General features: G+C 44.0%; 25 protein-coding genes. 17 read left to right on the top strand and 8 right to left on the bottom strand.

The window, feature by feature from the left end:
* Window positions 1–224: 224 nt before the first annotated feature.
* The 5 genes from DSOL_RS05930 to DSOL_RS05910 all read right to left on the bottom strand — a co-directional run bounded on the left by DSOL_RS05930 (window position 225) and on the right by DSOL_RS05910 (window position 3,979).
* Entirely contained in the window at window positions 225–413 is a 189-nt protein-coding gene (locus DSOL_RS05930) for a hypothetical protein (protein WP_075363961.1), read from the bottom strand.
* A 124-nt stretch (window positions 414–537) separates the two neighbouring features.
* Window positions 538–867, bottom strand: a complete 330-nt coding sequence (locus DSOL_RS28705) for a hypothetical protein (protein WP_235838714.1) — start codon at window positions 865–867, stop codon at window positions 538–540.
* A gap of 244 nt (window positions 868–1,111) precedes the next feature.
* Complete coding sequence (locus DSOL_RS29715) at window positions 1,112–1,531, bottom strand: hypothetical protein (RefSeq protein ID WP_345788367.1); 420 nt, start codon at window positions 1,529–1,531, stop codon at window positions 1,112–1,114.
* Between the two features lie 262 nt (window positions 1,532–1,793).
* Entirely contained in the window at window positions 1,794–2,687 is an 894-nt protein-coding gene (gene thrB, locus DSOL_RS05915; protein WP_075363960.1) for a homoserine kinase, read from the bottom strand.
* Window positions 2,684–3,979, bottom strand: coding sequence for a homoserine dehydrogenase (locus DSOL_RS05910; protein ID WP_075363959.1), 1,296 nt, complete (start codon window positions 3,977–3,979; stop codon window positions 2,684–2,686). The genes thrB and DSOL_RS05910 overlap by 4 nt, the downstream gene beginning before the upstream one ends.
* A 365-nt stretch (window positions 3,980–4,344) precedes the next feature.
* On the opposite strand from DSOL_RS05910, the gene ilvE reads away from it, so the two are divergent.
* From ilvE to DSOL_RS05845, 13 genes are all read left to right on the top strand, one after another.
* Window positions 4,345–5,244: a branched-chain-amino-acid transaminase gene (gene ilvE, locus DSOL_RS05905; protein ID WP_075364076.1), complete on the top strand. Its 900-nt coding sequence runs from the start codon at window positions 4,345–4,347 to the stop codon at window positions 5,242–5,244.
* 18 nt (window positions 5,245–5,262) lie between these two features.
* Window positions 5,263–6,951 (top strand): biosynthetic-type acetolactate synthase large subunit, encoded by a 1,689-nt coding sequence (gene ilvB / locus DSOL_RS05900; protein ID WP_075363958.1) that lies wholly within the window; start codon window positions 5,263–5,265, stop codon window positions 6,949–6,951.
* A gap of 4 nt (window positions 6,952–6,955) precedes the next feature.
* A complete protein-coding gene (ilvN, locus tag DSOL_RS05895; protein ID WP_075363957.1) occupies window positions 6,956–7,435 on the top strand; it encodes an acetolactate synthase small subunit in 480 nt (159 codons plus the stop codon).
* 72 nt (window positions 7,436–7,507) lie between these two features.
* Window positions 7,508–8,506, top strand: coding sequence for a ketol-acid reductoisomerase (gene ilvC / locus DSOL_RS05890; RefSeq protein WP_075363956.1), 999 nt, complete (start codon window positions 7,508–7,510; stop codon window positions 8,504–8,506).
* Between the two features lie 72 nt (window positions 8,507–8,578).
* Complete coding sequence (leuC, locus tag DSOL_RS05885) at window positions 8,579–9,844, top strand: 3-isopropylmalate dehydratase large subunit (RefSeq protein ID WP_075363955.1); 1,266 nt, start codon at window positions 8,579–8,581, stop codon at window positions 9,842–9,844.
* Window position 9,845: 1 nt separating this feature from the next.
* On the top strand, window positions 9,846–10,334 hold the full coding sequence (locus DSOL_RS05880) for a 3-isopropylmalate dehydratase small subunit (RefSeq protein WP_075363954.1): 489 nt from the start codon (window positions 9,846–9,848) through the stop codon (window positions 10,332–10,334).
* Entirely contained in the window at window positions 10,327–11,388 is a 1,062-nt protein-coding gene (gene leuB / locus DSOL_RS05875) for a 3-isopropylmalate dehydrogenase (protein WP_075363953.1), read from the top strand. Before DSOL_RS05880 ends, leuB begins: the two co-directional genes overlap by 8 nt.
* A 415-nt stretch (window positions 11,389–11,803) precedes the next feature.
* Complete coding sequence (proC, locus tag DSOL_RS05870) at window positions 11,804–12,613, top strand: pyrroline-5-carboxylate reductase (protein WP_075363952.1); 810 nt, start codon at window positions 11,804–11,806, stop codon at window positions 12,611–12,613.
* Entirely contained in the window at window positions 12,610–13,731 is a 1,122-nt protein-coding gene (proB, locus tag DSOL_RS05865; RefSeq protein ID WP_075363951.1) for a glutamate 5-kinase, read from the top strand. Before proC ends, proB begins: the two co-directional genes overlap by 4 nt.
* The gene (locus tag DSOL_RS05860) at window positions 13,728–14,270 is read left to right on the top strand and encodes a GNAT family N-acetyltransferase (RefSeq protein ID WP_083642343.1); all 543 of its coding nucleotides are present in this window, start codon (window positions 13,728–13,730) and stop codon (window positions 14,268–14,270) included. Before proB ends, DSOL_RS05860 begins: the two co-directional genes overlap by 4 nt.
* Window positions 14,271–14,322: 52 nt before the next feature.
* Window positions 14,323–15,570, top strand: a complete 1,248-nt coding sequence (locus DSOL_RS05855) for a glutamate-5-semialdehyde dehydrogenase (RefSeq protein ID WP_075363949.1) — start codon at window positions 14,323–14,325, stop codon at window positions 15,568–15,570.
* A 217-nt stretch (window positions 15,571–15,787) separates the two neighbouring features.
* A complete protein-coding gene (locus DSOL_RS05850) occupies window positions 15,788–17,185 on the top strand; it encodes a citrate/2-methylcitrate synthase (RefSeq protein ID WP_075363948.1) in 1,398 nt (465 codons plus the stop codon).
* An 80-nt stretch (window positions 17,186–17,265) separates the two neighbouring features.
* Window positions 17,266–17,457, top strand: a complete 192-nt coding sequence (locus tag DSOL_RS05845) for a ketopantoate reductase family protein (protein WP_282433528.1) — start codon at window positions 17,266–17,268, stop codon at window positions 17,455–17,457.
* 110 nt (window positions 17,458–17,567) lie between these two features.
* On the opposite strand, the gene DSOL_RS05840 is transcribed toward DSOL_RS05845, so the two are convergent.
* From DSOL_RS05840 to DSOL_RS05830, 3 genes are all read right to left on the bottom strand, one after another.
* Entirely contained in the window at window positions 17,568–17,765 is a 198-nt protein-coding gene (locus DSOL_RS05840) for a DUF1858 domain-containing protein (RefSeq protein ID WP_075363947.1), read from the bottom strand.
* 27 nt (window positions 17,766–17,792) lie between these two features.
* Complete coding sequence (locus DSOL_RS05835; RefSeq protein ID WP_075363946.1) at window positions 17,793–18,605, bottom strand: pirin family protein; 813 nt, start codon at window positions 18,603–18,605, stop codon at window positions 17,793–17,795.
* A gap of 224 nt (window positions 18,606–18,829) precedes the next feature.
* Entirely contained in the window at window positions 18,830–19,546 is a 717-nt protein-coding gene (locus DSOL_RS05830) for a lysophospholipid acyltransferase family protein (protein WP_075363945.1), read from the bottom strand.
* A gap of 435 nt (window positions 19,547–19,981) precedes the next feature.
* Between DSOL_RS05830 and DSOL_RS05825 the strand changes: the two genes are divergently transcribed.
* From DSOL_RS05825 to DSOL_RS05815, 4 genes are all read left to right on the top strand, one after another.
* A complete protein-coding gene (locus DSOL_RS05825) occupies window positions 19,982–22,837 on the top strand; it encodes an FAD-binding and (Fe-S)-binding domain-containing protein (RefSeq protein ID WP_075363944.1) in 2,856 nt (951 codons plus the stop codon).
* A gap of 73 nt (window positions 22,838–22,910) precedes the next feature.
* The gene (locus tag DSOL_RS05820) at window positions 22,911–23,396 is read left to right on the top strand and encodes a ferritin-like domain-containing protein (RefSeq protein ID WP_075363943.1); all 486 of its coding nucleotides are present in this window, start codon (window positions 22,911–22,913) and stop codon (window positions 23,394–23,396) included.
* A gap of 2 nt (window positions 23,397–23,398) precedes the next feature.
* Window positions 23,399–23,566, top strand: a complete 168-nt coding sequence (locus DSOL_RS27850; RefSeq protein WP_170871447.1) for a hypothetical protein — start codon at window positions 23,399–23,401, stop codon at window positions 23,564–23,566.
* A gap of 285 nt (window positions 23,567–23,851) precedes the next feature.
* The gene (locus DSOL_RS05815) at window positions 23,852–24,814 is read left to right on the top strand and encodes a rhodanese-like domain-containing protein (protein ID WP_075363942.1); all 963 of its coding nucleotides are present in this window, start codon (window positions 23,852–23,854) and stop codon (window positions 24,812–24,814) included.
* Window positions 24,815–25,099 lie beyond the last annotated feature (285 nt).

Here is a 25,099-nt window from a genome sequence, read left to right as displayed (position 1 = left end):
TAGAGCTAATTCAAACATCTATTGGGTGTTCACGGAAGGAGAAGGGAATTAGGAAAATAACAAGGGTAGAAGAAATCCTACCCTTGTTATATCTATGTCCTCTTTTTCTGCCTTAATTAATATCGTTTTCACCGGGTTGATCTGAGAAAAAGGCCTAGGCATATATACACCTAGGCTAACACCACGTTGAATTGGTGGAAAAGCTCATTTGCTAGTCCGTCTAATTAATTATTCCATTCGATATAATTTTTATAGTTCTTATAACTATTATTATTATCACTACGCCCATTATTATCAATATTATCAGTATTATCGGTGTTATCAGTATTTCCATTGAGTTCGCATACGAAGAATAAGACTATAATTACCGCTAACTCTATTACGATTGCAATATTAAGGAAACGTTCGGGCATATTGTTTCACCTCCTTTTTAAAGATATTCGTAAGAGAGTGGAGGTTGTCTGATATATCTTATGCAACATGTCCATTGGGTGTTCATTGAAGGAGTAGAGAGTTTACAGCCCCTTTGCTCGAATATTATTGGGATACAAACGTAATCTGTTTGATTGGGATTCGGACGACGGGGCGGATTCCATCAATTGGTTTTCCAACATTGGCAAACAGTTGAGCGTTGATCAATAATGCAACTCCATCTTGTATTCCACCAAAGCTGCCAACCCAAAAACTTGAATCCGTACCTATTCCCAAACGTGTACCAATTGAATAAGAGCTTGATAAACCTACACGTGGGGGAGCAGGATTAGAAAGTGCTTTGAATGGTGATTCAACTGGTGATCTAAATGGTGACCCAAATGGTGATTCAACTGGTGATCTAAATGGTGACCCAAATGGTGACTCAAATGACATATGGTTGATCCCCTTTTTTTTATCTACCACAAGCGTGGCGATATAAGATAAGAAATTTGAGAGTACCGTTGGTAAGTATTTATTTATATAAGCTATGTACAAGTTTTCTAAAGTGTTACAAGGTTGGCCACCTTCCCCATGACTGTTCACTATAATATAAAAAAATCATTCATCGCATTCAGAGGTGGAAACAGTGAGAAAGGCCTAGGCATATGCACCTAGGCCGACTGATTACAATGCTTTGTTATCTTCTGTTATTTCTGTTCTCGTTTCTTTCGTTGTTCTCGTTTCTTTTGTTGTTCTCGTTTCTTTCGTTGTTCTCGTTTCTTTCGTTGTTCTCGTTTCTTTCGTTGTTCTCGTTTCTTTCGTTGTTCTCGTTTCTTTCGTTGTTTTCATTTCTTTCGTTGTTGAGGGACACAAACGTAATCTGTCCGATTGGGATTCGGACTAGTGGGCGGATTCCATCAATTGGTTTTCCCATGTTGGCAAACAGTTGAGCGTTGGTCAATATTGCAACACAATCTCTAATTCCACCAAAGTTGCCAACCCAAAAACTTGAATCTGTTCCTATTCCCAAGCGTGTACCAATGGGATGAGAGTTAAATAGACCTACTATTGGGTTAACAGAACTAAACGGAACTCCAAATGATGATTGAAATAGCATATGGTTGAGCTCCTTCTTTTTCATCTACCACAAACGTGGCGATATAAGATAAGAAATTTTGGAGTACCATTAATGATTATTTATATTATAGGATATGTCCAAGTTTTCTAAAGTGTTACAAGCTAACCAACCATGTTGTTTGGCGTTAAAAGGAAAAGCCATCTCATGCAAAATCAAAGCAGGAGATGGCTTCCTCATGGTTGTAGGGAGAGGAAAATTCAATGTATACCTATTTGGACAGGAGCATCCAAGATTATGATGATTAAATCACTTGTGCTCCTTTAGAATCTATGCATAATACATACGCTTGAGCGCGAACGTCGTGGTTTTTGAAAATATCGAGCATACTCTGAGCAACGTTCTGTTCTAATTCCGGTTTAGTAAGTGCCAAAAGCGTAGGGCCAGAACCACTAAGAGCAGCTCCATAAGCCCCAGCTTCAAGGGCCGCTTCTAAGGTTTCGAGCAGGCCGTGAATGAGCATGGCGCGTTGATTTTGGTGAAGTACGTCACGCATTCCTTCTTTTAAGAGGGAATATTCTTCTCGAATAAAGGCTTCAATAAGTAATCCAACATGGGAGATATTAAAAACGGCATCCTTGCGAGAAACGCTTGGGGGTAATATTCCCCGAGCTTTGGATGTGCTCAAGAGGGTGTTGGGAATCACAACAACCGCTTTAAGATTTGGCTCTTGGGACAGAACGCGGGGAAGCATGCCACCATTTGTAGGTATTGAGAGTGTAACCCCCCCATACAAAGCAGGAGTAACATTATCAGGATGGCCTTCCAGGGCATTCGCAACTTGGAGCAATTCGTACTTCGAATACGGTGAACCTGCTAAAGTATTAGCGGCCACCAGTCCCCCGACAATAGCAGCGGAACTGCTTCCTAAGCCCCGAGAAGGAGGTATATTGTTTTCAAGCGTTAAGGCGACGGAGGGAGTAGGGTAGTGGAGAAGTTCCCAAAAACGGCACATTGTTTGCCAGACAAGGTTGCTTTCATCGACCGGAATCCCGTCGTGATAAGACCCGGTTAGAGTTATCTGAAACGGTTGCTCGGGCTCAACCGTTATTGTATTGTGTAGTTGTAGCGCCATCCCCAAACAATCAAAACCAGGTCCTAGATTGGCCGATGTCGCTGGTATCTTAACCCGAATCATGGGTTTTCGCCCTGTCCGCTTTCAAAGCGAATCACATTTTGAATCGTAAGCACCTTGCTATACGCTTTGACAGAATCTAAGGCCTCTTGAAGTGACCCCTCACGACAGGGATGGGTCACAAGGACAATCTCAGCTTGATGGTGACCACGCGGTTTTTGGATGATGGAGGCAAAGCTAATATTGGCTTCGGCGAAAAGTAAGGCCAGAGTGGCAAGCACACGAGGCTCGTCTTTGACAAGTAAGCGAATATAGAAAGCGGTATGGAAATCTGAGGCTGCCTTAAGGGGAAGCTCAAGGTAACAGGTGCAATTACTAGGAGAGGTGGAGTTTGCCTGAATGTTGTTGACGATCCGCATGACATCAGAGACAATCGCACTTCCTGTGGGGAGAGAACCAGCTCCTCGACCATAATACATTGTTTCCCCAACGGCATCTCCAATGACAAAAATGGCGTTATAAACACCGTTTACAGAAGCGAGAGGGTGGGTTAAAGGTAAGATCGCGGGATGAACGCGAACTTCGATCCCTTCCTCTTGATGTTTAGCAATCGCTAATAATTTTATAGTACAGCCTAGCTCGGCAGCATAGGCTAGATCTTCACGTGTAATTCTAGAGATCCCTTCTACAAATACGTCATTTAGGGCTACGCGTGAATTAAAGGCAATGGAGGAAAGAATGGCAAGTTTACGTGCAGCATCCAAGCCGTCGACATCGGATGAAGGGTCGGCTTCGGCATACCCTAACTGTTGGGCTTCCGCCAGGACCTCAGCATAATCCCGTCCCTGGTCAGCCATAGCCGTCAAAATATAGTTGGTTGTTCCATTAATAATCCCGATTAAAGCGGTAATCCGATTAGCGACGAGGGACTCTTTCAGGGTTGCAATGATGGGAATTCCGCCTCCAACACTGGCTTCAAAGTGGAGTTCCTTGCCCGCTTTATCCGCGGCATCTAAAAGTTCATGACCGTGAAGAGCTAATAAATCTTTATTCGCGGTTACCACATGTTTACCATGTTGGAAGGCTTCTAAAATAAACGTGCGAGCGGGTTCGATTCCGCCCATGACTTCCACAATAATATCGATTTCCGGATCTTGAAGAATCTTCTCCGGTTGATCAGTGAGGATAAAGTCTCCGCTAACTTCGCGTTCTCGGTGCAGATCGCGGTCCAGAATTCCTTTGATGTTAATTTCGCAATGTGTACGAGTTTGTATAGCTTCGGCATTTTGCTGTAGTATCTTCACTACTCCGGTACCCACTGTACCTAAGCCTAATATTCCTATTTGAATTGGCAATGGAAGACAACTCCTCTCTTAACGTACAAATGTGTTTACATAGTGGACATTATACCTCGTTTTAGCTAGCTTTGACAAGAGAGTATTTGAGAAATTTCGTATATTGGTTGCAAATAGGGTTGACAGTGGGGAATGAATTCCTGTATCATATACACATCGTTAACATTTTTGAATGTAATAGAACACAAGCGGAAGTGTACCTAGGGTTCCGAGGGAAAGATCCCTGTCTGGTCCAAGCGGTACAGAATCCAAATCGGATTTACACCGTGGGTGGAAAAAACCCAAGCGGAAAGTTCCACGTTATTAGGGGACTAAGCTTAGGGTTTTTGTTTTATTCAGATTTTATCGAGAAAGGGGTAGATCAAATGGGGCTTAAAATTTACTGCAATGGTGTATTCGTTCCAGAGGAAGAGGCAAAAGTTTCGGTTTTCGACCATGGTTTTTTATACGGAGACGGAATATTCGAAGGGATTCGTGCGTATCATGGCCGAGTGTTTAAATTAGACGAACATTTGAAACGCCTCTATGAGTCAGCGAAGTCGATTAGATTAACAATTGGTATAACCAAAGATCAGATGCAGGAGATCATATTGGAGACGCTGCGCAGAAACGGTTTAAAGGATGCTTATATTCGCTTGGTGGTTTCCCGAGGTAAGGGGGACTTGGGGCTTGATCCCAACAAATGTCCACAGGCTGCAATATATTGTATTGCGGATCAAATAAAGCTCTTTGAACAAAGCACGTATGAACATGGATTGGCAGTCAAAACAGTGGCTATCCGGAGAAATAATCCAGATACCCTGAGCCCAAGGATTAAGTCGCTTAATTATCTGAATAATATCCTGGCGAAAATAGAGGCCAATCTGTCCGGTGCTATGGAAGGAGTTCTTCTTAATCAAGAGGGGTATGTGACTGAAGGTACGGGAGACAACATCTTTATTTATCGGAATGGAGTATTGATGACCCCGCCTCGCTCAGTTGGAATTCTTGAAGGGGTTACCCGAAATTCTACACTTGAAATCGCCAGTGAAATGGGAATTAAGGTTTCGGAAGAGTTATTTACACGGCACGACTTGTATACTGCTGATGAGTGTTTTCTCACAGGTACAGCTGCTGAATTAATTCCTGTAATCGATGTTGATGGACGGGAAATTGGGGATGGAGTTCCAGGACCAATATTTAAGCAACTACTCGCTGAATTTAGGGCACTTACCCTTATCAATGGCCCGAAAATTTACAGCGTCGAGAGTGCAACGGCCAGATGAGTTAGGAGGGGTGTGGGCATGAGTGGAGAAAAAATCGGAATGACGGGGGCAACCGTTTTATTAAAAGCCTTGGAACAGGAAGGCGTTGACGTCATCTTTGGATATCCGGGCGGGGTATTACTGGCCCTGTATGATGCCTTATTGGATAGCCCCATTCGACATGTATTGGGACGTCATGAACAAGGGGTGGTGCATGCTGCTGATGGCTATGCCCGAGTCAGTGGGAAGGTTGGAGTATGCTTAGCTACGTCCGGTCCGGGAGCCACGAATCTAGTTACGGGAATTGCCAATGCCTATTTAGACTCTATTCCCATGGTCGTTTTGACGGGGCAGGTATCCACATCTTTACTGGGAACAGATGCTTTTCAAGAAGCGGATATAACAGGAATTACCATGCCCATTACTAAGCACGCTTATTTGGTTAAGGATGCCAGAGAGATTCCGCGGATTGTCAAAGAAGCATTCTATCTTGCTCGTACTGGCCGACCAGGACCGGTGCTCGTCGATCTTCCAAAGGATATTTTAGCCGCAGAAGATGTTGCGGCCATTTCTTCAGATATGAAATTAAATGGATACCATGTGTTTGACCGAGTAGATGGTGAAAAAATTAATGAAATACTCAATGCACTTTCAGTATCACAAAAGCCCGTTATCTATGCCGGAGGAGGGGTTATCACAGCCGAAGCCGGGGAAGTCTTAAAGCAGTTATCTGAAAAAGCTGGTTTGCCGGTGGTCACGACTTTGATGGGGATAGGGTGTTTGCCCTCTGATCATCCCAATCTATTAGGTATGGTTGGAATGCACGGAACCGTGACTGCGAACTATGCCGTGGATGATTGTGATTTGCTAATTGCTGTGGGGGTACGGTTCGATGATCGTGTGACAAGTGGTTTAGGGCATACCTTCGCAACCAACGCAAAAATCATTCATATTGATATTGATCCTGCAGAGATTGGCAAGGTCGTGAAAACACATATCCCCATCGTCGGGGATGCTCGCTTAGTTCTGGAAGAGGCGTTAAACGGCTTAGTGGGTTGCAGCGTCCCCAAATTCACTGACTGGTGGGAGAGATTGAACGCTTGGAAGATCACTTATCCTTATAGGTTTGACAGAGACAGACTTACACCGCAAATGGTCATAGAAAGTGTTGGCGAACTTGCCGGTGAGGATACGATTGTCGTAACCGATGTAGGACAGCACCAAATGTGGGTAGCCCAGTTTTATCCAATTATGCACACCCGCAAACTAACAACGAGTGGCGGACTAGGAACGATGGGCTTTGGCCTTCCTGCAGCAGTTGGAGCGCAAATAGCTTGTCCGGACGATCTAGTGTTTTTGTTCACTGGTGATGGTTCCTTTCAAATGACGATTCAGGAGTTAGCCACCATAGCCCATAATAAGCTTCCAATTAAAATAGTACTTTTGAACAACGGAGTGCTGGGCATGGTACGCCAATGGCAAAAGATGTTTTGCGACGAACGGTACAGCAGTATACAACTCGATGATAACCCCAATTTTCTTAAACTAGCGGAAGCATATGGAATTCGAGGAATCCAAGTCGATTCTACTGAACAGGTTCACAGTGCTATTATGGAGGCAATCAAACATCCCGGGCCAGTGTTGTTAAATTTTGTAATCTCGCCACACGAAGATGTTTTGCCGATTATTCCACCAGGTAAAGCCATTACGGAAATGCTAGGGAGGTAGAAACATGTTGCATACACTTGCTGCCCTTGTGGAGAACCATCCTGGTGTTTTAGCCCGGGTGGCTGGACTATTTGCCCGTAGGGCGTATAATATTGATAGCCTCTCGGTTTGTCAGACGGAGAATCCTGAACTTTCAAGAATGACGATCGTCGTCAATGGGGATGATCAGATCATCGAGCAAGTGAGGAATCAACTTAATAAATTAGTGGCTGTTCATACTGTCATGGATTTGACCGAGGAAAGTATTGTTGATCGAGAACTGGCATTAGTTCGTGTTAAGGTCAGTGCGGAAACACGATCAGAGGTTCTTCAGATAGTCGATGTTTTCCGAGGGCGGGTCGTGGATATGGGAAGAAGCAATATTACGGTTGAAATAACAGGGGACAGCGAGAAACTTGATGCGTTTGTCAATTCAATTAGCCCCTATGGGTTAGTCGAATTGGTACGAACAGGTAAGATTGCCATTATGCGATCTGAAGCATGACAAACCAGAGCAATGGTATACTAAACTATCAACTTATCAAGAAAAGGCTAAAATTGAGAGGAAGTTATTGAAATGGCAAAAATGTATTATGAAGAAGATGCGAACCTAGAACTTTTAAAAGGTAAAGTAATTGCGGTTATGGGATATGGGAGCCAAGGGCATGCCCAGGCCCAAAACCTTAAAGATTCCGGACTCAAAGTTTTGATTGGACTTCGTCCCGGAAGTGCTCGCTGGGGGCGTGCAGAAGCTGCTGGCTTTGAAGTCATGACAGTGGAAGAGGCTGCGAAACGTGCCGATGTCATTCAAATCTTATTACCAGATGAGAGCCAAAGTAAAGTCTATCAAGCTGAAATTAAACAATATCTTACAGCAGGAAAAGCTCTCGTGTTTTCGCACGGGTTTAATATTCACTTTGGACAAATTGTTCCTCCAAGTGATGTCGACGTTTTCATGGTGGCACCTAAAAGTCCAGGTCACTTGGTTCGTCGGACCTACACAGAAGGCGCCGGGGTACCCTCATTAATCGCGGTGCATCAAGATGCTACTGGGAAAGCAAAAGAATTAGCACTTGCCTATGCCAAGGGAATTGGTTCAACTAAAGCTGGCGTTCTGGAAACAACCTTTGGCGAAGAAACGGAAACAGATTTGTTCGGGGAACAAGCGGTCCTATGTGGAGGGACTTCAGAACTCGTCAAAGCTGGATTTGATACCCTGGTAGAAGCAGGCTATCAGCCGGAAATCGCTTACTTTGAATGTTTACACGAACTTAAGCTGATCGTCGATTTGATGTATGAAGGCGGCTTAAGCTGGATGCGTTATTCAGTTTCGGATACTGCCCAATATGGGGATATGACCATCGGTAAACGAATCATCAACCAAGAAACCCGTAAAGAAATGAAAAAGGTTCTGGAAGAAATCCAAGACGGAAGATTTGCCAAAGCATGGTTACTTGAGAATCAAGCAAATCGCCCGGCCTTTAACGCTATGACCCGGAACGAAGAAAAACACCAGATTGAAAAAGTCGGGGAACAACTAAGAGGAATGATGAGTTGGCTTAAAAAACATGAATAAAGTGTGGGTGCTCAGAGGCTGGAATTAAGATTCGCGAGAACTAAGCGAAGCTAAAGGGAGAGAATAAATGTTATGTCAATGACCATTACAGAGAAAATTCTGGCACAACATGCTGGTTTGGATGAAGTCGTTCCAGGGCAACTGATCACCGCGAAGCTAGATTTAGTCTTAGCAAATGATGTAACAGGCCCAGTCGCAATTCAAGAGTTTGCCAAATTTGGAACAGATACTGTGTTTGATTCGACCAAAGTGGCTTTGGTTCCAGACCATTTTGCTCCAAATAAAGATATATTATCGGCCGAGCAGTGTAAGGTAATGCGTGACTTTGCTCGAAAACAAAAGATCGAACATTATTTTGAAGTTGGACGGATGGGAATTGAACATTGCCTCCTACCAGAACAAGGACTGACTTTGCCAGGAGACCTGATTATTGGCGCGGACTCCCATACATGTACGTATGGAGCAGTTGGTGCGTTTGCAACAGGAGTAGGAAGCACCGATTTAGCAGCGGGTTTAGCGACTGGCGAAGCATGGTTTCGAGTTCCGGAATCCATGAAGTTCATCTTTCATGGGACAAATTTTCAAAAATGGGTCGGGGGTAAAGACCTGATCCTTTATCTGATAGGAAAACTGGGTGTTGATGGAGCACGCTACCGAGCCATGGAGTTTACAGGCGAAGGAATCTCCGCCTTATCCATGGATAATCGGTTCACGATGTGTAATATGGCAATTGAAGCGGGCGCTAAAAATGGAATCATTGCTCCCGATGAGAAGACGTTTGCTTATCTCGAAGGACGGGCACGCCGCTCCTATCCTTTGTACTATAGTGATAAAGAAGCAAATTACATGGAAGTTCAGGAGTTTAATGTAGCAGATATCCCCTTACAAGTGTCATATCCTCATTCTCCAGAAAACGCCAAATCTATACAGGAAGCTAGCGGCATTAAAATTGATCAAGTCGTGATCGGATCCTGCACAAATGGCCGACTGGAAGATCTGCGGATCGCTGCAGATGTCTTGCGTGGTAAGAAAGTACACCCCGAAATTCGCCTCTTGGTGTTCCCTGGAACCCAAACCATTCTGCGGGAGGCTATGCGTGAAGGGATCATCGAGACGTTGATTGATGCCGGAGCCGCCGTGAGCACACCGACGTGTGGACCTTGTCTGGGTGGACACATGGGTATTTTGGCCAAAGGAGAGCGGGCCATATCCACCACAAATCGTAACTTTGTGGGACGAATGGGGCATGTGGAGAGTGAAATCTACTTAGCCAACCCGGCTGTCGCAGCGGCATCCGCGATCAAGGGTCAAATTACTCATCCAGAGGAGGTAGTTTAAATTGGGGAAAGCGTGGAAGTTTGGGCATGACATCGATACGGATGTCATTTTGCCTGCACGTTATTTAAATAAATCGACGCCTGAACATCTTGCAGCACATTGCATGGAAGATGCCGGTACAAACTTTGCCCAGGACGTTAAAGCTGGGGACATCATGGTTGGTGGGAAAAACTTCGGGTGCGGTTCCTCACGTGAGCATGCTCCGATCGCTATTAAGGCCTGTGGCATCACAGTGGTCATTGCCGAATCCTTTGCTCGCATCTTTTATCGCAATGCGTTAAATATTGGACTTCCGATTATGGAATGCCCAGAAGCGGTAGCTGGAATTTCGCTAGGGGATGAGATCGTGGTTGATCTTGCCACTGGAACCATAGAGAATCGGACGAATAATACGAAATATCAGGCTCGCACTTTTCCTCCCTTTATGCAGGATCTGATTCGCGCGGGTGGACTTATTCCTTACGTGGAAGGGAGAAAAAAGAATGCCTAATGTTTTAGTGCTACCGGGAGATGGAATAGGCAAAGAAATTACTCCGGAAGCGGTTAAGGTTTTAGAAGCAGTCTTAAAAGGCCGTTCGACCAGCCTTAACTTTCAGTACGGGTTAATCGGTGGAGCGGCTATTGACGAAGCAGGCAAAGCATTGCCTGATGAAACTCTCGCTGCGGCCCAAGCAGCCGATGCTATACTATTAGGTTCGGTCGGTGGTCCCAAGTGGGACACACTACCGGCACCACAACGTCCTGAACTGGGCGGCCTTCTGGCGATTAGAAAAGCACTTAGCCTTTATGCCAATATACGCCCCGTTAAAATGCTCCCCATGTTGGTGGAATCTTCTACGCTACGAGCTGAAGTGGTGGAGAATGTCGATCTCGTCGTTTTACGTGAACTGACGGGTGGCCTCTACTTCGGTGAGAAAGGGAGAGGGACAAACCCCAAAAGTGCTTTCGACACCTTAATTTATACAGAAGAAGAAATCCAACGCATTGTAGAAATGGGTTTTCAAATGGCCGCAAAAAGGCGCGGAAAACTTTGTTCTGTGGACAAAGCGAATGTGTTGGAATCCTCTCGTTTTTGGCGTGAAATAACTGTGGAAATCGCCAAAAGATACCCCGAAGTAGAATTGACGCATATGTATGTCGACAATGCGGCTATGCAATTAGTCCGCTGGCCTGCTCAATTTGATGTGATCGTGACGGAAAATATGTTTGGAGACATTCTGACAGACTTAGCATCAATGCTCATGGGCTCTATTGGCATGATATCTTCAGCCAGCTTAAATGGGAACAAAGGGCTCTATGAGCCAGCCCATGGTTCAGCACCAGATATTGCAGGTAAAAATCTTGCTAATCCTTTAGCTACGATTCTCTCTGGAGCCTTAATGTTGCGCTATTCGTTTGGTCTAGAAGAAGAGGCGCAAAGGATTGAGAGAGCGGTGGAGCGAGTACTACAAGCGGGATATCGCACTCCGGATTTAGCTAAGTCAGGGGAAAAAGTATTAGGAACTCGAGAAATGGGAAATGCTGTCGTTGAGGCGCTGAAATAGAGGATCACGATTAGAGTATAGAACCTTGAACTTTTTGGAAGAATAGGATAAAGTATAGTAAACTTTAATAATGCGGAATGCAAATGATCGACCCAGTACAGTAATCGGTGCGTTTAGAGAGAAAAACAAACGCTGAAAGTTTTTCCACAACGATATTGGAAGCCCAGTCGTGATGCTCTGATGAAGAATCAGACGGTTTCCACCGTTAAACGGAAGGTTATTGGATTAATCCAGTAGCTTAAAGTTGGCGTAAGCAATAAAGGTGGTACCGCGGAAGGCTTCTTTCGTCCCTTAATAAGGGATGAAAGAGGCCTTTTTTTGGAATGCAAGTAGAGGGACGGTTCTTGACTTGCATTCTTGGGAGAATTGAAAGCCAAGAACCGTCCCCGACTTGTACGATGAAAGGGTGTTGTTTATGAACCAGAGTATTGGATTTATTGGTGGGGGGAATTTGGCGGAGGCCGTTATCGGTGGGCTTCGGAAAACGGATACGGATCGCCAGATTCGGGTTACGAATCGCACGAATCACGAACGGATTCAGCGCTTAGTTGACACTTATAATATTATGGCTACCCAAATGCAGGAACTTGTGGATGCTTCTAGTGTTTTGATCATTGCGGTAAAGCCGAAAGATGTTCAGGACGTCTTGAAAACTCTAAAGAATTATAGATTAGATGATAAGCTGATCATCAGTGTGGCAGCGGGTATTCCTTTGGAGGTCTTTAGTAAGCACCTTCCGGATGTTGCGGTGGTTCGGGCCATGCCGAATACTTCGACGGCGGTTTTGCACTCTATGACGGGGTTGGTGCGCGGGGAAAACGTCCTTGAAGAGCAGGCTGCGATTGCGGAACGTATTTTCTCGTCTATTGGTCAGACTCTGTGGATTCCGGAAGAAAAAATGAATGCTTTAATTGCCTTAAGTGGAAGTGGGCCGGCCTATTTCTATCTTTTCACCGAAAGTTTGATTCAGGCTGGGGTTCAATTAGGATTAAGTGAAGCGGAAGCCGAGAGGTTAGCTCGCGAAACTTTAGTGGGTGCAGGTAAGATGCTGACGGAAAGTGGAAAATCTCCGGGTAAATTGCGCGAGGAAGTGACTTCTCCTAATGGGACGACCTACGCTGCGCTAAGTGTTTTTAAGGAAGAGAAATTCCCCCAAATCGTCGTGAAGGCGGTTCAAGCCTGTGCTCAGCGTGCCGAAGACATGGAAGGAGAGTATTCGAAGTGACAGCACATGAGGTTCGGCGAGTTGTTATAAAAATAGGAAGCAGCAGTTTGAATCATCCTAAAGGAGGGTTGGATGATCAAGCCATTTCCGAAATCGTTGCTGTGATTGCAGCCTTGAAACAAAAGGGAATAGAGTGCATTTTAGTGACCTCCGGTGCGGTGGCTGCTGGGATGGGGCAACTGGGCCTTCCTGTGCGTCCCCAGGATCTGGCTGGTAAGCAAGCGGTGTCGGCTGTTGGACAGGGGGTGCTCATTGAAAGGTATGCCCGGAATTTTGAGCGACATGGTTTGGTAGGCGCCCAAATTCTTCTTTCTCGGATTGATCTAGCAGAAGCGTCTCGCTATCATAACGCTCAAAATACCCTAGACAAATTATTGCGCTTACATGTGGTGCCTATAATTAATGAGAATGACACTGTGGCGGTGGAGGAACTCTGTTTTGGAGACAATGACAGTTTATCCGCCTTAGTTGCGGGGCTAGTTCACTCTGATTTATTAATCATTCTCACGGATGTAGATGGTTTGTATACGGCTAATCCAAAAAACAATTCAGCAGCAGAGCTCATTAAAGAAGTGACAGATGTTTCGGCAGTGGAGAACATGGCTGGCGGGGCAGGGTCTTTATTAGGTACCGGAGGAATGGTCACGAAACTCAGGGCGGCAAAAATTGCGACGCGTTTTGGAATTGGGATGCTCTTATTAAATTTCTCGCGGATCAGAGAACTCCTAAACCTTAGTGAAGGGCAGGGACCCAATGGAACCTATTTTCAACCGGCTAAGCATCGTTTGGTGGGCCGGAAACGTTGGATTGCTTATGCAGGTTTATCTGAAGGAAGTATCCAGGTCGATGATGGAGCAGCAAAGGCTCTGATGGACGAAGGGAAAAGTTTGCTGGCCAAAGGAATTATAGGGACTGAGGGGACCTGGGAACGCAAAGAAATTGTGCGCATAACGAACCTGCAGGGAGAGGAAATTGCTAGGGGGGTTGTTGAACTGAGAAGTGACGAGGTTCAGCAGGTCAAAGGGTTGCATTCCGAGAAGATGCATCAAATCATTTCGGATTTTGACGGTCAAGAAGTGATTCATCGTGATAATATGACCCTTATGGTGGACGCATGATGAGAAGGTTGAATTTCGCAGAAGATAGTGAAGCCAGACAGCTCCTCGACCTTCAGCAATTATCCTACCAAGTTGAAGCAAGTTTAATAGGGTACGCAGATCTTCCGCCTTTAAAAGATACGTTAGAAACATTGCGTAGTTCGAATGAACAATTTTACGGTTATTTTGACAGAGAGACTCTCGTGGGGGCTATTTCATACGAGTCAGAAGGCATAAGTGTGAAGTGCCGTGAGTGCGACAAGGGTGGCCGCCACAGCCAAGGTTTGACCCCAGCGAGGTTTTTAGATGAAAGGGCGAGAAAGGGTCTTGATATCTGCAGGCTTGTTGTCCATCCAGAGTTCTTTCGAAGGGGAATTGGAGGGAAACTACTGCGAAAAATAGAAGGGTTAGAAGACCCAGAACTCATGACCGTATGGACAGGTTCCAAGAACACGCCAGCCCTAGAATTATATAAACGCTTTGGATTTGTGGCGTTAGAGGAGCGAGAAGTAGCACCCGGAGTCTTTGTTACTTATTTGAAGAAATTGAAGCAAGAATGAGTACGAAGTATATAAGTGGTATTTTGGAAATAAAGAAAAGGAGGACTTGAAAATGGTTCATCAGGAATTACTCGCAATTGGGCGTAAGGCCAAGCAGGCTGCACGTCAGCTGGCCTTTGCGAGCACAGAGTCTAAAAACAACGCACTACTCGCTATGTCAGAGGCTCTACTGAAAAATGAGCAGGAAATCCTACAGGCCAATAGATTCGATGTTCAAGCGGCTGAGGAAAAAGGAATCAAGAAAAGTCTAGTTAATCGTTTAAGACTGAACTTAGAAGGGATCACGCAAATAAGTAAAGCACTTCAAGAAGTGGTCGCTTTACGTGATCCCGTCGGAGAAGGGGAGGTATGGACTCGACCTAATGGACTTCGTATCCAACAGACCCGCGTTCCGCTAGGGGTTGTCGCTATGATTTATGAAGCAAGGCCAAATGTGACGGTTGATGCAGCTGCCTTGTGTCTGAAATCTGGTAATGCAGTGATCCTGCGAGGGGGCTCTGAAGCCCTTGAGAGTAACAAAATTCTAGGGAGAGTAATAGCGGAAGCCGCTGAAGAGAGCGGATTGCCGTCAGGGTGTATTCAACTTATTACGGAGACTAATCGGGAATGGGTTCAACAATTGATGCGATTAAATGACTATGTCGATGTTATTATTCCCAGAGGGGGAGCAGGGTTGATCCAAACTGTCGTGCAAAATGCCACAGTGCCGGTTATTGAGACAGGAACAGGCATGTGTCATGCTTTCGTGGACCGGGATGCAGATTACGAAAAAGCAATTCCCATTGTAATTAATGCCAAGACTCAAAACCCCGGCGTTTGTAACGCCTTGGAAACCCTTCTGGTAGATGAGGCGATTGCCGAAGACTTTCTCCGGCGGATGGGACAAGAGTTACAAAACCATCATGTCGAAATAAAAGGATGCCCAAAAACATGTGCCATCATGCCGTATGCACTTCCCGCAGCGGAAGAGGATTGGGTAGCTGAACATCTCGACCTGATTTTAAGTGTTAAGGTCGTAGCCAATCTTGGTGAAGCGCTTGACCACATATATAAATACAGCACCAAACATTCAGAAACCATCATCACTGAAAATTATACTAGGGCTCAACGATTTTTGAGAGAAATCGACGCGGCAGCGGTCTACGTAAATGCTTCCACGCGTTTTACGGACGGGGGACGGTTTGGCTTTGGGGCAGAAATCGGAATCAGCACTCAAAAGTTGCATGCCCGCGGGCCGATGGGTTTAAGGGAGCTAACCACGATTAAATATGTGATCTACGGGGATGGGCAAATCGTATAAAGCCGTTTCTTTGCTTTTTTCGTTAGCTGTCACCCTAGACCTTTGTCTAGGGTTTGTTTTTTAGGTAAAATTTTAGGTTAAGCGGAAATTTGTTTCTGGGTATGGGTAAGCTAGTGAAAGATGCAACTTGGATCAAAAGAATCAAAAAAATGCCAGTCTTATTTTTAAGTAATTCAAGAACTTATTCTTGGGAAACTATTAAAGAGGGGAATTGTATATGGGAGATTACATTTTAGAACAGTCTGAAGAGAAAACGCTGCGCGAGTTCAGTAGAATGGCCGAAAAAAGCAGTTCGATTAATCCTGAACTATACAGCAAATATCAGGTCAAACGTGGACTGCGTGATTTAGACGGCAGGGGGGTACTTGTAGGTCTAACGGAAATCGGCGAAGTCCATTCCTATATTTTAGATGAAGGGGAAATCGTACCCGTTCCAGGCCGGTTAATCTACCGAGGCTATGATATTGCGGATCTTGTTAAAGGCTTTAAAGAGGATAATCGCTATGGATTTGAAGAGACTACGTATTTGCTGCTCTTTGGGCAACTCCCGGACCAGCAGGCCCTAGAAAATTTTCAACAACTTCTTGCACAATATCAAAGGCTACCGGAGGATTTCGCCCGGGACGTGATTTTAAAGGCTCCGAGCAGAGATATCATGAATACGATAGCCAGAAGTGTCTTAGCCTTGTACTCCTTTGACGATAATCCTGATGATACAACGATTAGTAATGTCTTAAAACAATGCCTTGGCCTAATTGCGTGCTTCCCGTCTTTGGCGGTCTATGGCTATCAAGCTTACTCCCACTACCATGATAATCAAAGCCTATATATTCATAGTCCGCGAACAAAGTTAAGTACTGCAGAGAACATCCTTTCTATGTTGAGACCGGATAGTAATTACACAAAATTAGAGGCAAAGCTGCTTGATCTGGCCCTCGTGCTTCATGCCGAACATGGAGGGGGTAACAATTCATCCTTTGTGACTCACGTCGTAACGTCGACGGGAACGGATACTTACTCAGCGATGTCGGCTGCCATCGGTGCGCTTAAAGGCCCGCGCCATGGAGGGGCTAATATCAAGGTTGTCCAGATGTTTGAGGACATTAAAGACAAATTAAAGGATTGGCAGGATGATGAAGAGATAGAGCGTTATCTGACTCAGATTCTGACCAAAGAGGCCTTTGACCGATCAGGCCTAATCTATGGGATTGGCCACGCCGTCTACTCTATCTCGGACCCAAGAGCGGTTATTCTCAAAGAGTATGTTGCCCAATTGGCCCGGGAAAAGGGTTTAGAAGACGAATTTAATCTCTACGCAGCGGTTGAGAGATTGGCTCCTCAGGTGATCTCAAAGTCAAATAAAATGTATAAGGGTGTCAGTGCCAACGTCGACTTCTATTCTGGTTTTGTTTACAGAATGCTCAATATCCCAATAGAGATGTTTACACCTATTTTTGCCATCTCTCGAATTGTAGGTTGGAGTGCCCATCGCATTGAAGAAATCGTTAATTCCGGGAAAATCATCCGACCAGCCTACAAAAGTGTGGCGCCTAGACGAAATTATATAAGGATGTTCGAAAGAACAGAAGAGAAAACGTACGAGAAAAACGTATGAGGAAAACAATATATTTTCAAATATCCACAAAAATCGGCTACCATAACACATGTTGGTCCTGATTATTCTATAGCTACTTAATTCCACCAACGTCCGCACACCATGCCTCGATGCTTCAAGATATTCAGAGCGGTCGCAGGACGGAAATCGAGACCTTAAACGGCGCGGTCGTAAAACTTGCCCATGAATCGGGGGTCCCAGTTCCCGTGAACGAAGTCGTTGTGGCGATGGTTAAAGCGAAAGAGAGCTTTAGCTTTAACCATCGCCACTGAACAATTACGGATTCGGGTCTCTAAAGGAGCCGTCCACGGAAACAAAAGAATAGCAGACTCCCTAGACTAGATCATTCTAGCCTAGGGAGTCTGCTGGTTTTCGTTTCGTCTTAGTTTGTTACTGTTGCGGAATTTAGGTCTTTGAGCAAACGTGGAACATCAATACCGTGTGCTAATGCGCCTTGTTCCACGTTTTCGTAGCGAGCAGCCATACAACCGAAACAATGCATGCCGTAACTTAGAAGTACATCTGCCGTTTTCGGATATTTTTCCACAATCTCAGTGATCGACATATCTCCAGTAATCATGGGTCAATCAACTCCTCTAATTTATTATTAATTATCGAGAACACCGTCGTTAAAATCTTGGATGGCTTTCTGAATTTCTTCATTGGTATTCATGACGAAAGGGCCGTAGCGGGCAATTGGCTCACCTATAGGCTCTCCACTGAGGAATAAGAAGCCACCCTGATCTCCTTTAACATTGAGGCTATCAACGTTTTCAACCAAAATTAGGTTTCCAGCTTCGGCTTCGAGCTGCTCAGCTCCTGCTTGAACAGTGACCTTTCCGCTATGGACGTAGATAAGATTAGTTCCCTTTGTTGCAGTTTCAAAAATACCGTGCTCCAATCTTACATCCATATACGTAATCGGATAGAAGGATTGTACGGGCCCTTCTTGATGATCAAAGACTCCAGAAATTATTTTGACTTCAACACCCAGTTTTTTAACAAGCGGCATATCCTCGTTTTTAATATGCCTGTATTTTGGTTCAATCATTTTGATTTTAGCAGGAAGATTAATCCATAACTGATAGCCCCACAAATGACCATCGGTCATGGCCGGCATTTCCTCGTGCAAGATTCCACGGCCAGCAGTCATCCATTGAACCTCTCCCGCCTTTAAATCCCCTTCATTTCCCTTAGAGTCGCGATGAACAAATTGACCTTCGATCATATACGTAATCGTCTCTATCCCTCGATGCGGATGCATCGGAAAGCCGGCGATGTAATCGTCCTTGTTGTCGCTTCTGAATTCGTCTAAGAGAAAGAATGGATCGGCATGGTCTAAAGTTTGAGTCCCGATAACACGATTCAGCTTGACACCAGCCCCATCACTCACTCGTTGCCCTTTAATAAGTTTGATCATCTCACACACCTCAATCTGCTCAGTTTTTTGTAAATCGTTGTTCTAGTCATAAGGTAAGTCGGTAAAGGTATGATAAAATCAAATACCTACTTACCTTATGTAAGTATAATACTATATATTTGTTACTTCCGTCAAGTATGTTAATATAGTGAATTCATTTTAGATGTCAGCGGTCAGTGCTGACAGACGAAGTGGATCGTGGATTCAAAGAGATCTGCAAGTATCTAGTGCTTCAATCCTTGTTCAATAATTTGCCGGACTTTTTCAGGTAATTCCGTGCCTTTGTCCTTAGTGAGTCCGTCCGTTAAGATGGGGTCGGAAATTGTGATCTCCACAAGAGCTGGTTTAATTATAAATCCGTTTTGTTCCATGATCTTATAAGACCCACGGATTGTAATCGGAACGATGGGAACCCCGGCCTTCAATCCCAACTTCAAACTTCCGGGTTTAAATTCTCCGAGAAACTCACCTTTGCTCCGCGTGCCTTCAGGGAAGATGACCATAGAATAACCTTCCTTTAGATGCTCTGCGGCCTGGTTAATTACTTTGAGAGACTGCCTGATATCGGAGCGGTCCATAAAAACACATTTCATATGAGTCATCCAAGTGCGAATGAGAGGCATCTTGAGCAGTTCGATTTTGGCAATGAAGGCCTTTGGTTTGTTAATATAACCCAAGAGAATTGGAATATCAAAATTCCCCTGGTGATTACTCACAAAGAGGACTGGGCCTGATGGGATCTTCTCTTCTCCAGTGATCTCAACCGTAACTCCCGCAAACCTTACGAGAGACTGAGCCCATTTTTTGGCAACTTGTGCTGTGAGCTGATCACGTTCGGCGATTTTTCCCTCCTTGGTCAGGCGGTTAACTTTTAGAAGAGCGGGTTCGATGGCAATTAGGTATAGCCAAAAGTAGACAAACCAAAGAATTGTTCGGATCATCATGATTCTCCTCATCATTTGTTTTAAAGATATTATATCTTAGAGAGCAAGATCTTGAAACATCTTCGTAACGGCGGTACTTGAACGATTAGTTGAGTCGCTAAAGTAGTGTGAAATAGGTATTACAGTTTTGAAAAGAGTCCCAAAAGGTCTTGGGAGTAGTTTAGTATCTTTAAACAAAAGTAATTATAAAAAAATAATTTCTTCAAGAAGGATATTCGCGAATATTGGAGAATAATAATCTTAGAACCAAGTGTTTAGGGCTGAGCTGGCTCCCTGTACATACATTGTCTTTGCAAAGCTGCTCGTAGTCCCATACCTTAGATAGGAATAGGCAGGATTATAATGTCCTGCCTATCACCATCTCGTAAAAATCTTACAAACGTGGAATGAATAGTAAGTTGACCCATCTAGAATAGAGAGGGGAGATTTTGATTGAGCCAAGTTCTTTTAGAAGACGTAGCGAGATTACCGAAATCGTTTCAAGCCTTTTGGGAACGAGTAGTTCACTTTATCCCGGTCAATCGTCGCTTTTGTGACCCTTTGCACACATTGGCCTATGGGATCGATGCCAGCTTTTATCGCTTGATCCCCAAAATTATTCTAAAGGCTCGCACCCCTGAGGAGATAACGCGAATTTTAAAAGCTTCCCAAGACTTTAAAGTTCCTGTAACCTTTCGAACGGCTGGGACAAGCCTTTCAGGACAAGCTGTGACGGACTCTGTCCTTATTGTATTACAAGGGGCGTGGCGAAGTTATTCGATTCTGGATAGCGGAGAAAAGATAGCCTTAGAACCAGGAATTATTGGGGCTGAGGCAAATCGTTTTTTGACAGGATATGCTCGAAAAATAGGACCAGACCCAGCATCCATAGATCACGCCATGATCGGGGGAATAGCCGCCAATAATGCCAGTGGCATGTGCTGCGGAACCGCCGATAACAGTTATCAAACCGTTGCTGAAATGAAAATCATCTTTGGTGATGGAACGTTGCTGGATACAGGGAACCCGGCGTCTTGCTCGGATTTTGTCAACACTCATTCCGAGTGGGTCAATAAGATTCAGGAAATCAGAGATGAGATCGTGGCTGATCCAGAGTTGGCAGCTTTGATACGCCATAAATATAAAATTAAGAATACAACAGGATATAGCCTCAATGCCTTTGTGGATTTTGACGACCCTATCAACATTATTAAACACCTTATGATTGGGTCCGAGGGAACTTTGGGCTTTATGTCAGAGATTACTTATCATACAGTGATCGAGCATGCGCATAAGGCTTCAGCGTTGATTATCTATTCAAATATGGAACAGGCTTGCTTAGCAGTTCAGAAATTAGATAGGGAAACAGTTTCTGCTGCTGAATTAATGGACAGAATCTCGTTAAAGACCATGGAAGAAAAACCCGGCATGCCTGAATATCTAAAAACCCTTTCTTCAACCGCCACTGCGCTGCTTGTCGAGGTTCGGGGTGTGGATCCAGAATCGCTGGAACAAAGAATTATGCGCGTGGAAGAGCTTCTTAAAGAAATCCCAACCGTACTGCCCATGAGTTTTACCGCGGTGAAAGCAGAGTACGAGAACCTATGGAACATTCGTAAAGGGATTTTTCCGGCAGTAGGGGCGATAAGAGGCTTAGGAACAGGAGTGGTCATAGAAGATGTGGCTTTTCCTAAAGAAAATTTAGCCGAAGCGACTTTAGCACTTAGAGAAATCTTGGACAAATATACCTATGTTGATGCTATCATATACGGGCATGCCCTAGATGGGAATCTTCATTTTGTTTTTACCCAAGACTTTGGTCGTCCTGAGGATTTACCGCGTTACGAAGGGTTGATGCAGGATGTAAGTGATCTGGTAGTGAGACGCTTTGGCGGGTCCTTGAAAGCAGAGCATGGAACAGGCCGCAATATGGCGCCCTTCGTTGAACTGGAATGGGGGAAAAAAGCTTATGTTTTAATGAAACGTCTTAAGGCTACGTTCGATCCGGAAAACCTCCTTAATCCGGGAGTCATCATCAACGACAATCCTCATGTTTACTTAGAAAACTTAAAGAATATGCCTCAGGCTCACAAAATTATTGATACCTGTACGAACTGCGGTTTTTGCCAAGCTATTTGTACATCAAAAAATCTCACGTTAACTCCACGACAACGGATTGTGATTCAACGAGAAATTCAAGAGTTGCGACGAACGGGGCAAGAGCCAGAACGCTTATCCCGTCTAGAAAAAGATTTTGATTATCCAGGTAATAAAACTTGTGCCGTCGATGGATTATGCGCTACTACCTGTCCTTTGGGAATAAACACAGGAGATTATGTAAAATTCTTGCGTTCACAATCGGTAACGCCTACTAGCCGTTGGATTGCAGAGAGTTTGGCGAATCATATGACCGGCGTGACGGGGATCATGCGCTTTGGATTGGGAACGGTCGATGGAGTACATGGTATTTTAGGCACGACGGTGATGGAAGGTCTAACACAAGGGGCCAGAAAAATTACAAGAAACGCTATTCCTCTATGGAACCCATGGATGCCAAAAGGCGGGAGAGTTCCGGCTCACAAGCAAGATAATGGTTCATCTCCTTTGAAAGTCGTCTATTTCCCAAGTTGTATCAGCCGTTCGATGGGTGCAGCAAAAAATGATCGAGATCAGAGGGCCTTAAGTGACGCAGTGCTTTCTGTTTTGGCAAAGGCAGGTTATGAAGTGATTATGCCGCCAAAGATGAGTGAGCTTTGTTGTGGTATGCCCTGGGAAAGCAAGGGATTTTTCGAGACAGCAGACAGAAAGAGTTCTGAGCTTGAGAAGGTTTTGTTCGCTGCAAGTGAAGGAGGCAAGTACCCGATTTTGTGTGATACAAGCCCGTGTTTATATCGGATGAAGCGGGTGATGCACTCCATAACACTCTATGAACCCGTTGAATTTATTCACGACTTTCTACTAAATCGACTTACATTCAATCAAATACAGGAAACGATCGCAGTTCATGTAACCTGTAGCTCAACTAAAATGAACTTAAAAGATAAGTTTTACGCTGTAGCTCAAGCGTGCGCAGAAAACGTCGTTATGCCAATGGATGTGCACTGTTGTGGTTTTGCAGGGGACCGTGGATTTACAGTTCCTGAATTAAACCGTTCAGCCTTAGAAACGCTCAAGGATGCTCTACCAAAGGACTGCCAAGCAGGGTACTCAAACAGTCGAACGTGTGAAATTGGACTTTCCCTTCATAGCGGTATTAGCTATCAGTCAATTGTTTACTTGGTGGACAAGTGCACAAAAGCAAGGGTGTAGATCTTTTGATTAGGAAAGCATTTCAAAGTGTCGATGCAGGTATCTTTTAATATCTTGATTGGGAGGTAAGTATATGAATATTTTAGAATTTGCAATGAAAATGGAACTTGAAGGGGAAAAATATTACACTGAACAGGCTGAAATCAATAAAGACAATAGATTAAGCACAGTCTTTCGTATGTTGGCTAAAGATGAAACTATGCATGCCAAAATTTTACAAAATAAAGCTAATAAGCTATCCTATGATTTAAAACAAAATGAAACGCTATCGGAAGCTAAAAATGTATTTAGTGACATTGGGGCTATTAAGAGTGGAATTAAACAAATACCTAATCAACTAGATGTGTATAGACTGGCTTTAGAAAATGAAATAGAAAGTATCACTCTTTATCGAAAATACTTATCCGAAGCAATAGATGATGAATCGAAAAGGTTATTTGAATACTTGATAAAACAAGAAGAAGATCATTACGCAATAATTGATCTGTTAATTTCACTCATTAACCGCTCAGAAGAATGGGTAGAATCTGCTGAATTCGGTATAAGAGAAGAATATTAAGATTGGAAGACACCGTGTTGGAAATTGTTTATTCCCCAAACATCCCGATCCCCGGAGCAATACTCATTCCTATGGAAGATATGGGAGGGTTTACAGGTTTTTATTTAGTGGAACAGGATGAGTGGTTGACGGGACCGAATGGGGAAAAGACTGTGCTGCATAAAAATTAGTGCTTCAGTTGTTATTGGCAGACCTGTATCTCGGACATAACAATAAAGAGCCCTCTCATGGTAGAATTATTATCTAACTATGGGAGGGCATTTCTGTGGGAAAAAAAGGGAGAGCAACCTCACTATAGGGATTAATCATGGATAAGTGTGGAAAATTTGTATACATTTTATAGTAGTTCGGTGTATACTGTTTTTAATGGTTTGGAGGGGAGGGGGGTGCTAAGCCGTTCGTAGGTAGTGGTGGTTATTCACTTATAGTAGGGAATAATTGGAGGAAGAGTAAAGATGTTAAAGAGAAAAACTAATTATACTATTCTATTGATTCTTGTCCTGAGTTTATTGCTGAGTGGGTGTGGACAGCAGGCTGCTCCAACAACTTCTAGTACAGTTCTACCAACAACATCCTCAACACCCGCTGAAGATCCGGTCAAGGTTGTTAAAGGCGCAATTAATACCTTTTACTATACAGCAGCCGATTCAGGGAGCTATCTGATTGCGCCTGATAAACTAAAAGCTGAACTCGAAAAAAATCCTGCAAATTACCTAGTATTAGATGTGCGTAAAGCAACGGATTATACTAAAGGACATATTAATGGTGCGGTAAACGTTCCATTTGGCACAGACATTGGGATCAACCTTGACAAAATCCGTGCGGCAGCAAAAGGTAAGACTGTCGTAGTAATCTGCTATAGCGGTCAAAGCGCGGCTCAAGTCACCTCAACTTTAAACATAGCAGGTATTAAAACACTCACTCTTATAGGAGGAATGGGATCTCCAGATCCAGTGAAAGGTTGGCTGGGTTCAAAATATCCCGTTGTGACCGATGCCGTGAACATGCCAAGTTCACCTGCAGTCGATAGCCCAAATAAAACGATTGATAAAGTGGTCAAAGATTATTTCTTCAAACTGCCAGAAGACTCCAACTTCATAGACGGTAAAATCCTCCATGATAAATTAGCAAGTAGTCCAGATAGTTATATGTTGGTTGATATTCGAAAACCAGAGGATTTTGCTAAAGGCCATATTAAAGGTGCTATTAATTATCCCTATGGAACCGAAATTGCCAAAAACCTCGATACTATTATCGAAAAGGGCAAAGGAAAAACGGTTATTGTGAATTGCTATTCGGGTATAACGGCAGGACAAACAGTTGCGTTATTGAACACCATTGGCGTGAATGCCAAGAGCTTGCTATCAGGGTATGAGGTTGGTTGGGCCAAACTTTTCCCCACAGAAGTTCAACAATAATAACTATACCTAAACTCTGTAGAGAGGGCTTTCATCGGAAAGCCCTCTTAAAAACATATTATTAAATACCCTATAGAATAGACAATTATTAAATGTCTATTCTATAGGGTATTTTTATTTCTACCTGTTCCTGCACAAACGAGATACCGGTATACAATGTATCCGACAGTCTGATGTATTGGTTGATCTTTACAAATTCATACTATTTCGTATTAGGTTCATACTAGAGTGTAGCTTTACTTGAATTACATGATAGTCATAGTGTAAAATAGTAAACCTATGAAT

The organism is Desulfosporosinus metallidurans (assembly GCF_001936615.1).
GTDB lineage: Bacteria > Bacillota > Desulfitobacteriia > Desulfitobacteriales > Desulfitobacteriaceae > Desulfosporosinus > Desulfosporosinus metallidurans.
Note: the sequence above shows the minus strand (reverse complement) of the source record. Positions and strands in the feature narration are given on the sequence as shown.

What these genes read in the sequence shown, in the direction of transcription:
- DSOL_RS05930 (WP_075363961.1), bottom strand. Translation starts at nt 413, where the DNA reads ATGCCCGAACGTTTCCTTAATATTGCAATCGTAATAGAGTTAGCGGTA.
- DSOL_RS28705 (WP_235838714.1), bottom strand. Translation starts at nt 867, where the DNA reads ATGTCATTTGAGTCACCATTTGGGTCACCATTTAGATCACCAGTTGAA.
- DSOL_RS29715 (WP_345788367.1), bottom strand. Translation starts at nt 1,531, where the DNA reads ATGCTATTTCAATCATCATTTGGAGTTCCGTTTAGTTCTGTTAACCCA.
- thrB (WP_075363960.1), bottom strand. Translation starts at nt 2,687, where the DNA reads ATGATTCGGGTTAAGATACCAGCGACATCGGCCAATCTAGGACCTGGT.
- ilvE (WP_075364076.1), top strand. Translation starts at nt 4,345, where the DNA reads ATGGGGCTTAAAATTTACTGCAATGGTGTATTCGTTCCAGAGGAAGAG.
- ilvB (WP_075363958.1), top strand. Translation starts at nt 5,263, where the DNA reads ATGAGTGGAGAAAAAATCGGAATGACGGGGGCAACCGTTTTATTAAAA.
- ilvN (WP_075363957.1), top strand. Translation starts at nt 6,956, where the DNA reads ATGTTGCATACACTTGCTGCCCTTGTGGAGAACCATCCTGGTGTTTTA.
- ilvC (WP_075363956.1), top strand. Translation starts at nt 7,508, where the DNA reads ATGGCAAAAATGTATTATGAAGAAGATGCGAACCTAGAACTTTTAAAA.
- leuC (WP_075363955.1), top strand. Translation starts at nt 8,579, where the DNA reads ATGTCAATGACCATTACAGAGAAAATTCTGGCACAACATGCTGGTTTG.
- leuB (WP_075363953.1), top strand. Translation starts at nt 10,327, where the DNA reads ATGCCTAATGTTTTAGTGCTACCGGGAGATGGAATAGGCAAAGAAATT.
- proC (WP_075363952.1), top strand. Translation starts at nt 11,804, where the DNA reads ATGAACCAGAGTATTGGATTTATTGGTGGGGGGAATTTGGCGGAGGCC.
- DSOL_RS05860 (WP_083642343.1), top strand. Translation starts at nt 13,728, where the DNA reads ATGATGAGAAGGTTGAATTTCGCAGAAGATAGTGAAGCCAGACAGCTC.
- DSOL_RS05855 (WP_075363949.1), top strand. Translation starts at nt 14,323, where the DNA reads ATGGTTCATCAGGAATTACTCGCAATTGGGCGTAAGGCCAAGCAGGCT.
- DSOL_RS05850 (WP_075363948.1), top strand. Translation starts at nt 15,788, where the DNA reads ATGGGAGATTACATTTTAGAACAGTCTGAAGAGAAAACGCTGCGCGAG.
- DSOL_RS05840 (WP_075363947.1), bottom strand. Translation starts at nt 17,765, where the DNA reads ATGATTACTGGAGATATGTCGATCACTGAGATTGTGGAAAAATATCCG.
- DSOL_RS05835 (WP_075363946.1), bottom strand. Translation starts at nt 18,605, where the DNA reads ATGATCAAACTTATTAAAGGGCAACGAGTGAGTGATGGGGCTGGTGTC.
- DSOL_RS05830 (WP_075363945.1), bottom strand. Translation starts at nt 19,546, where the DNA reads ATGATCCGAACAATTCTTTGGTTTGTCTACTTTTGGCTATACCTAATT.
- DSOL_RS05820 (WP_075363943.1), top strand. Translation starts at nt 22,911, where the DNA reads ATGAATATTTTAGAATTTGCAATGAAAATGGAACTTGAAGGGGAAAAA.
- DSOL_RS05815 (WP_075363942.1), top strand. Translation starts at nt 23,852, where the DNA reads ATGTTAAAGAGAAAAACTAATTATACTATTCTATTGATTCTTGTCCTG.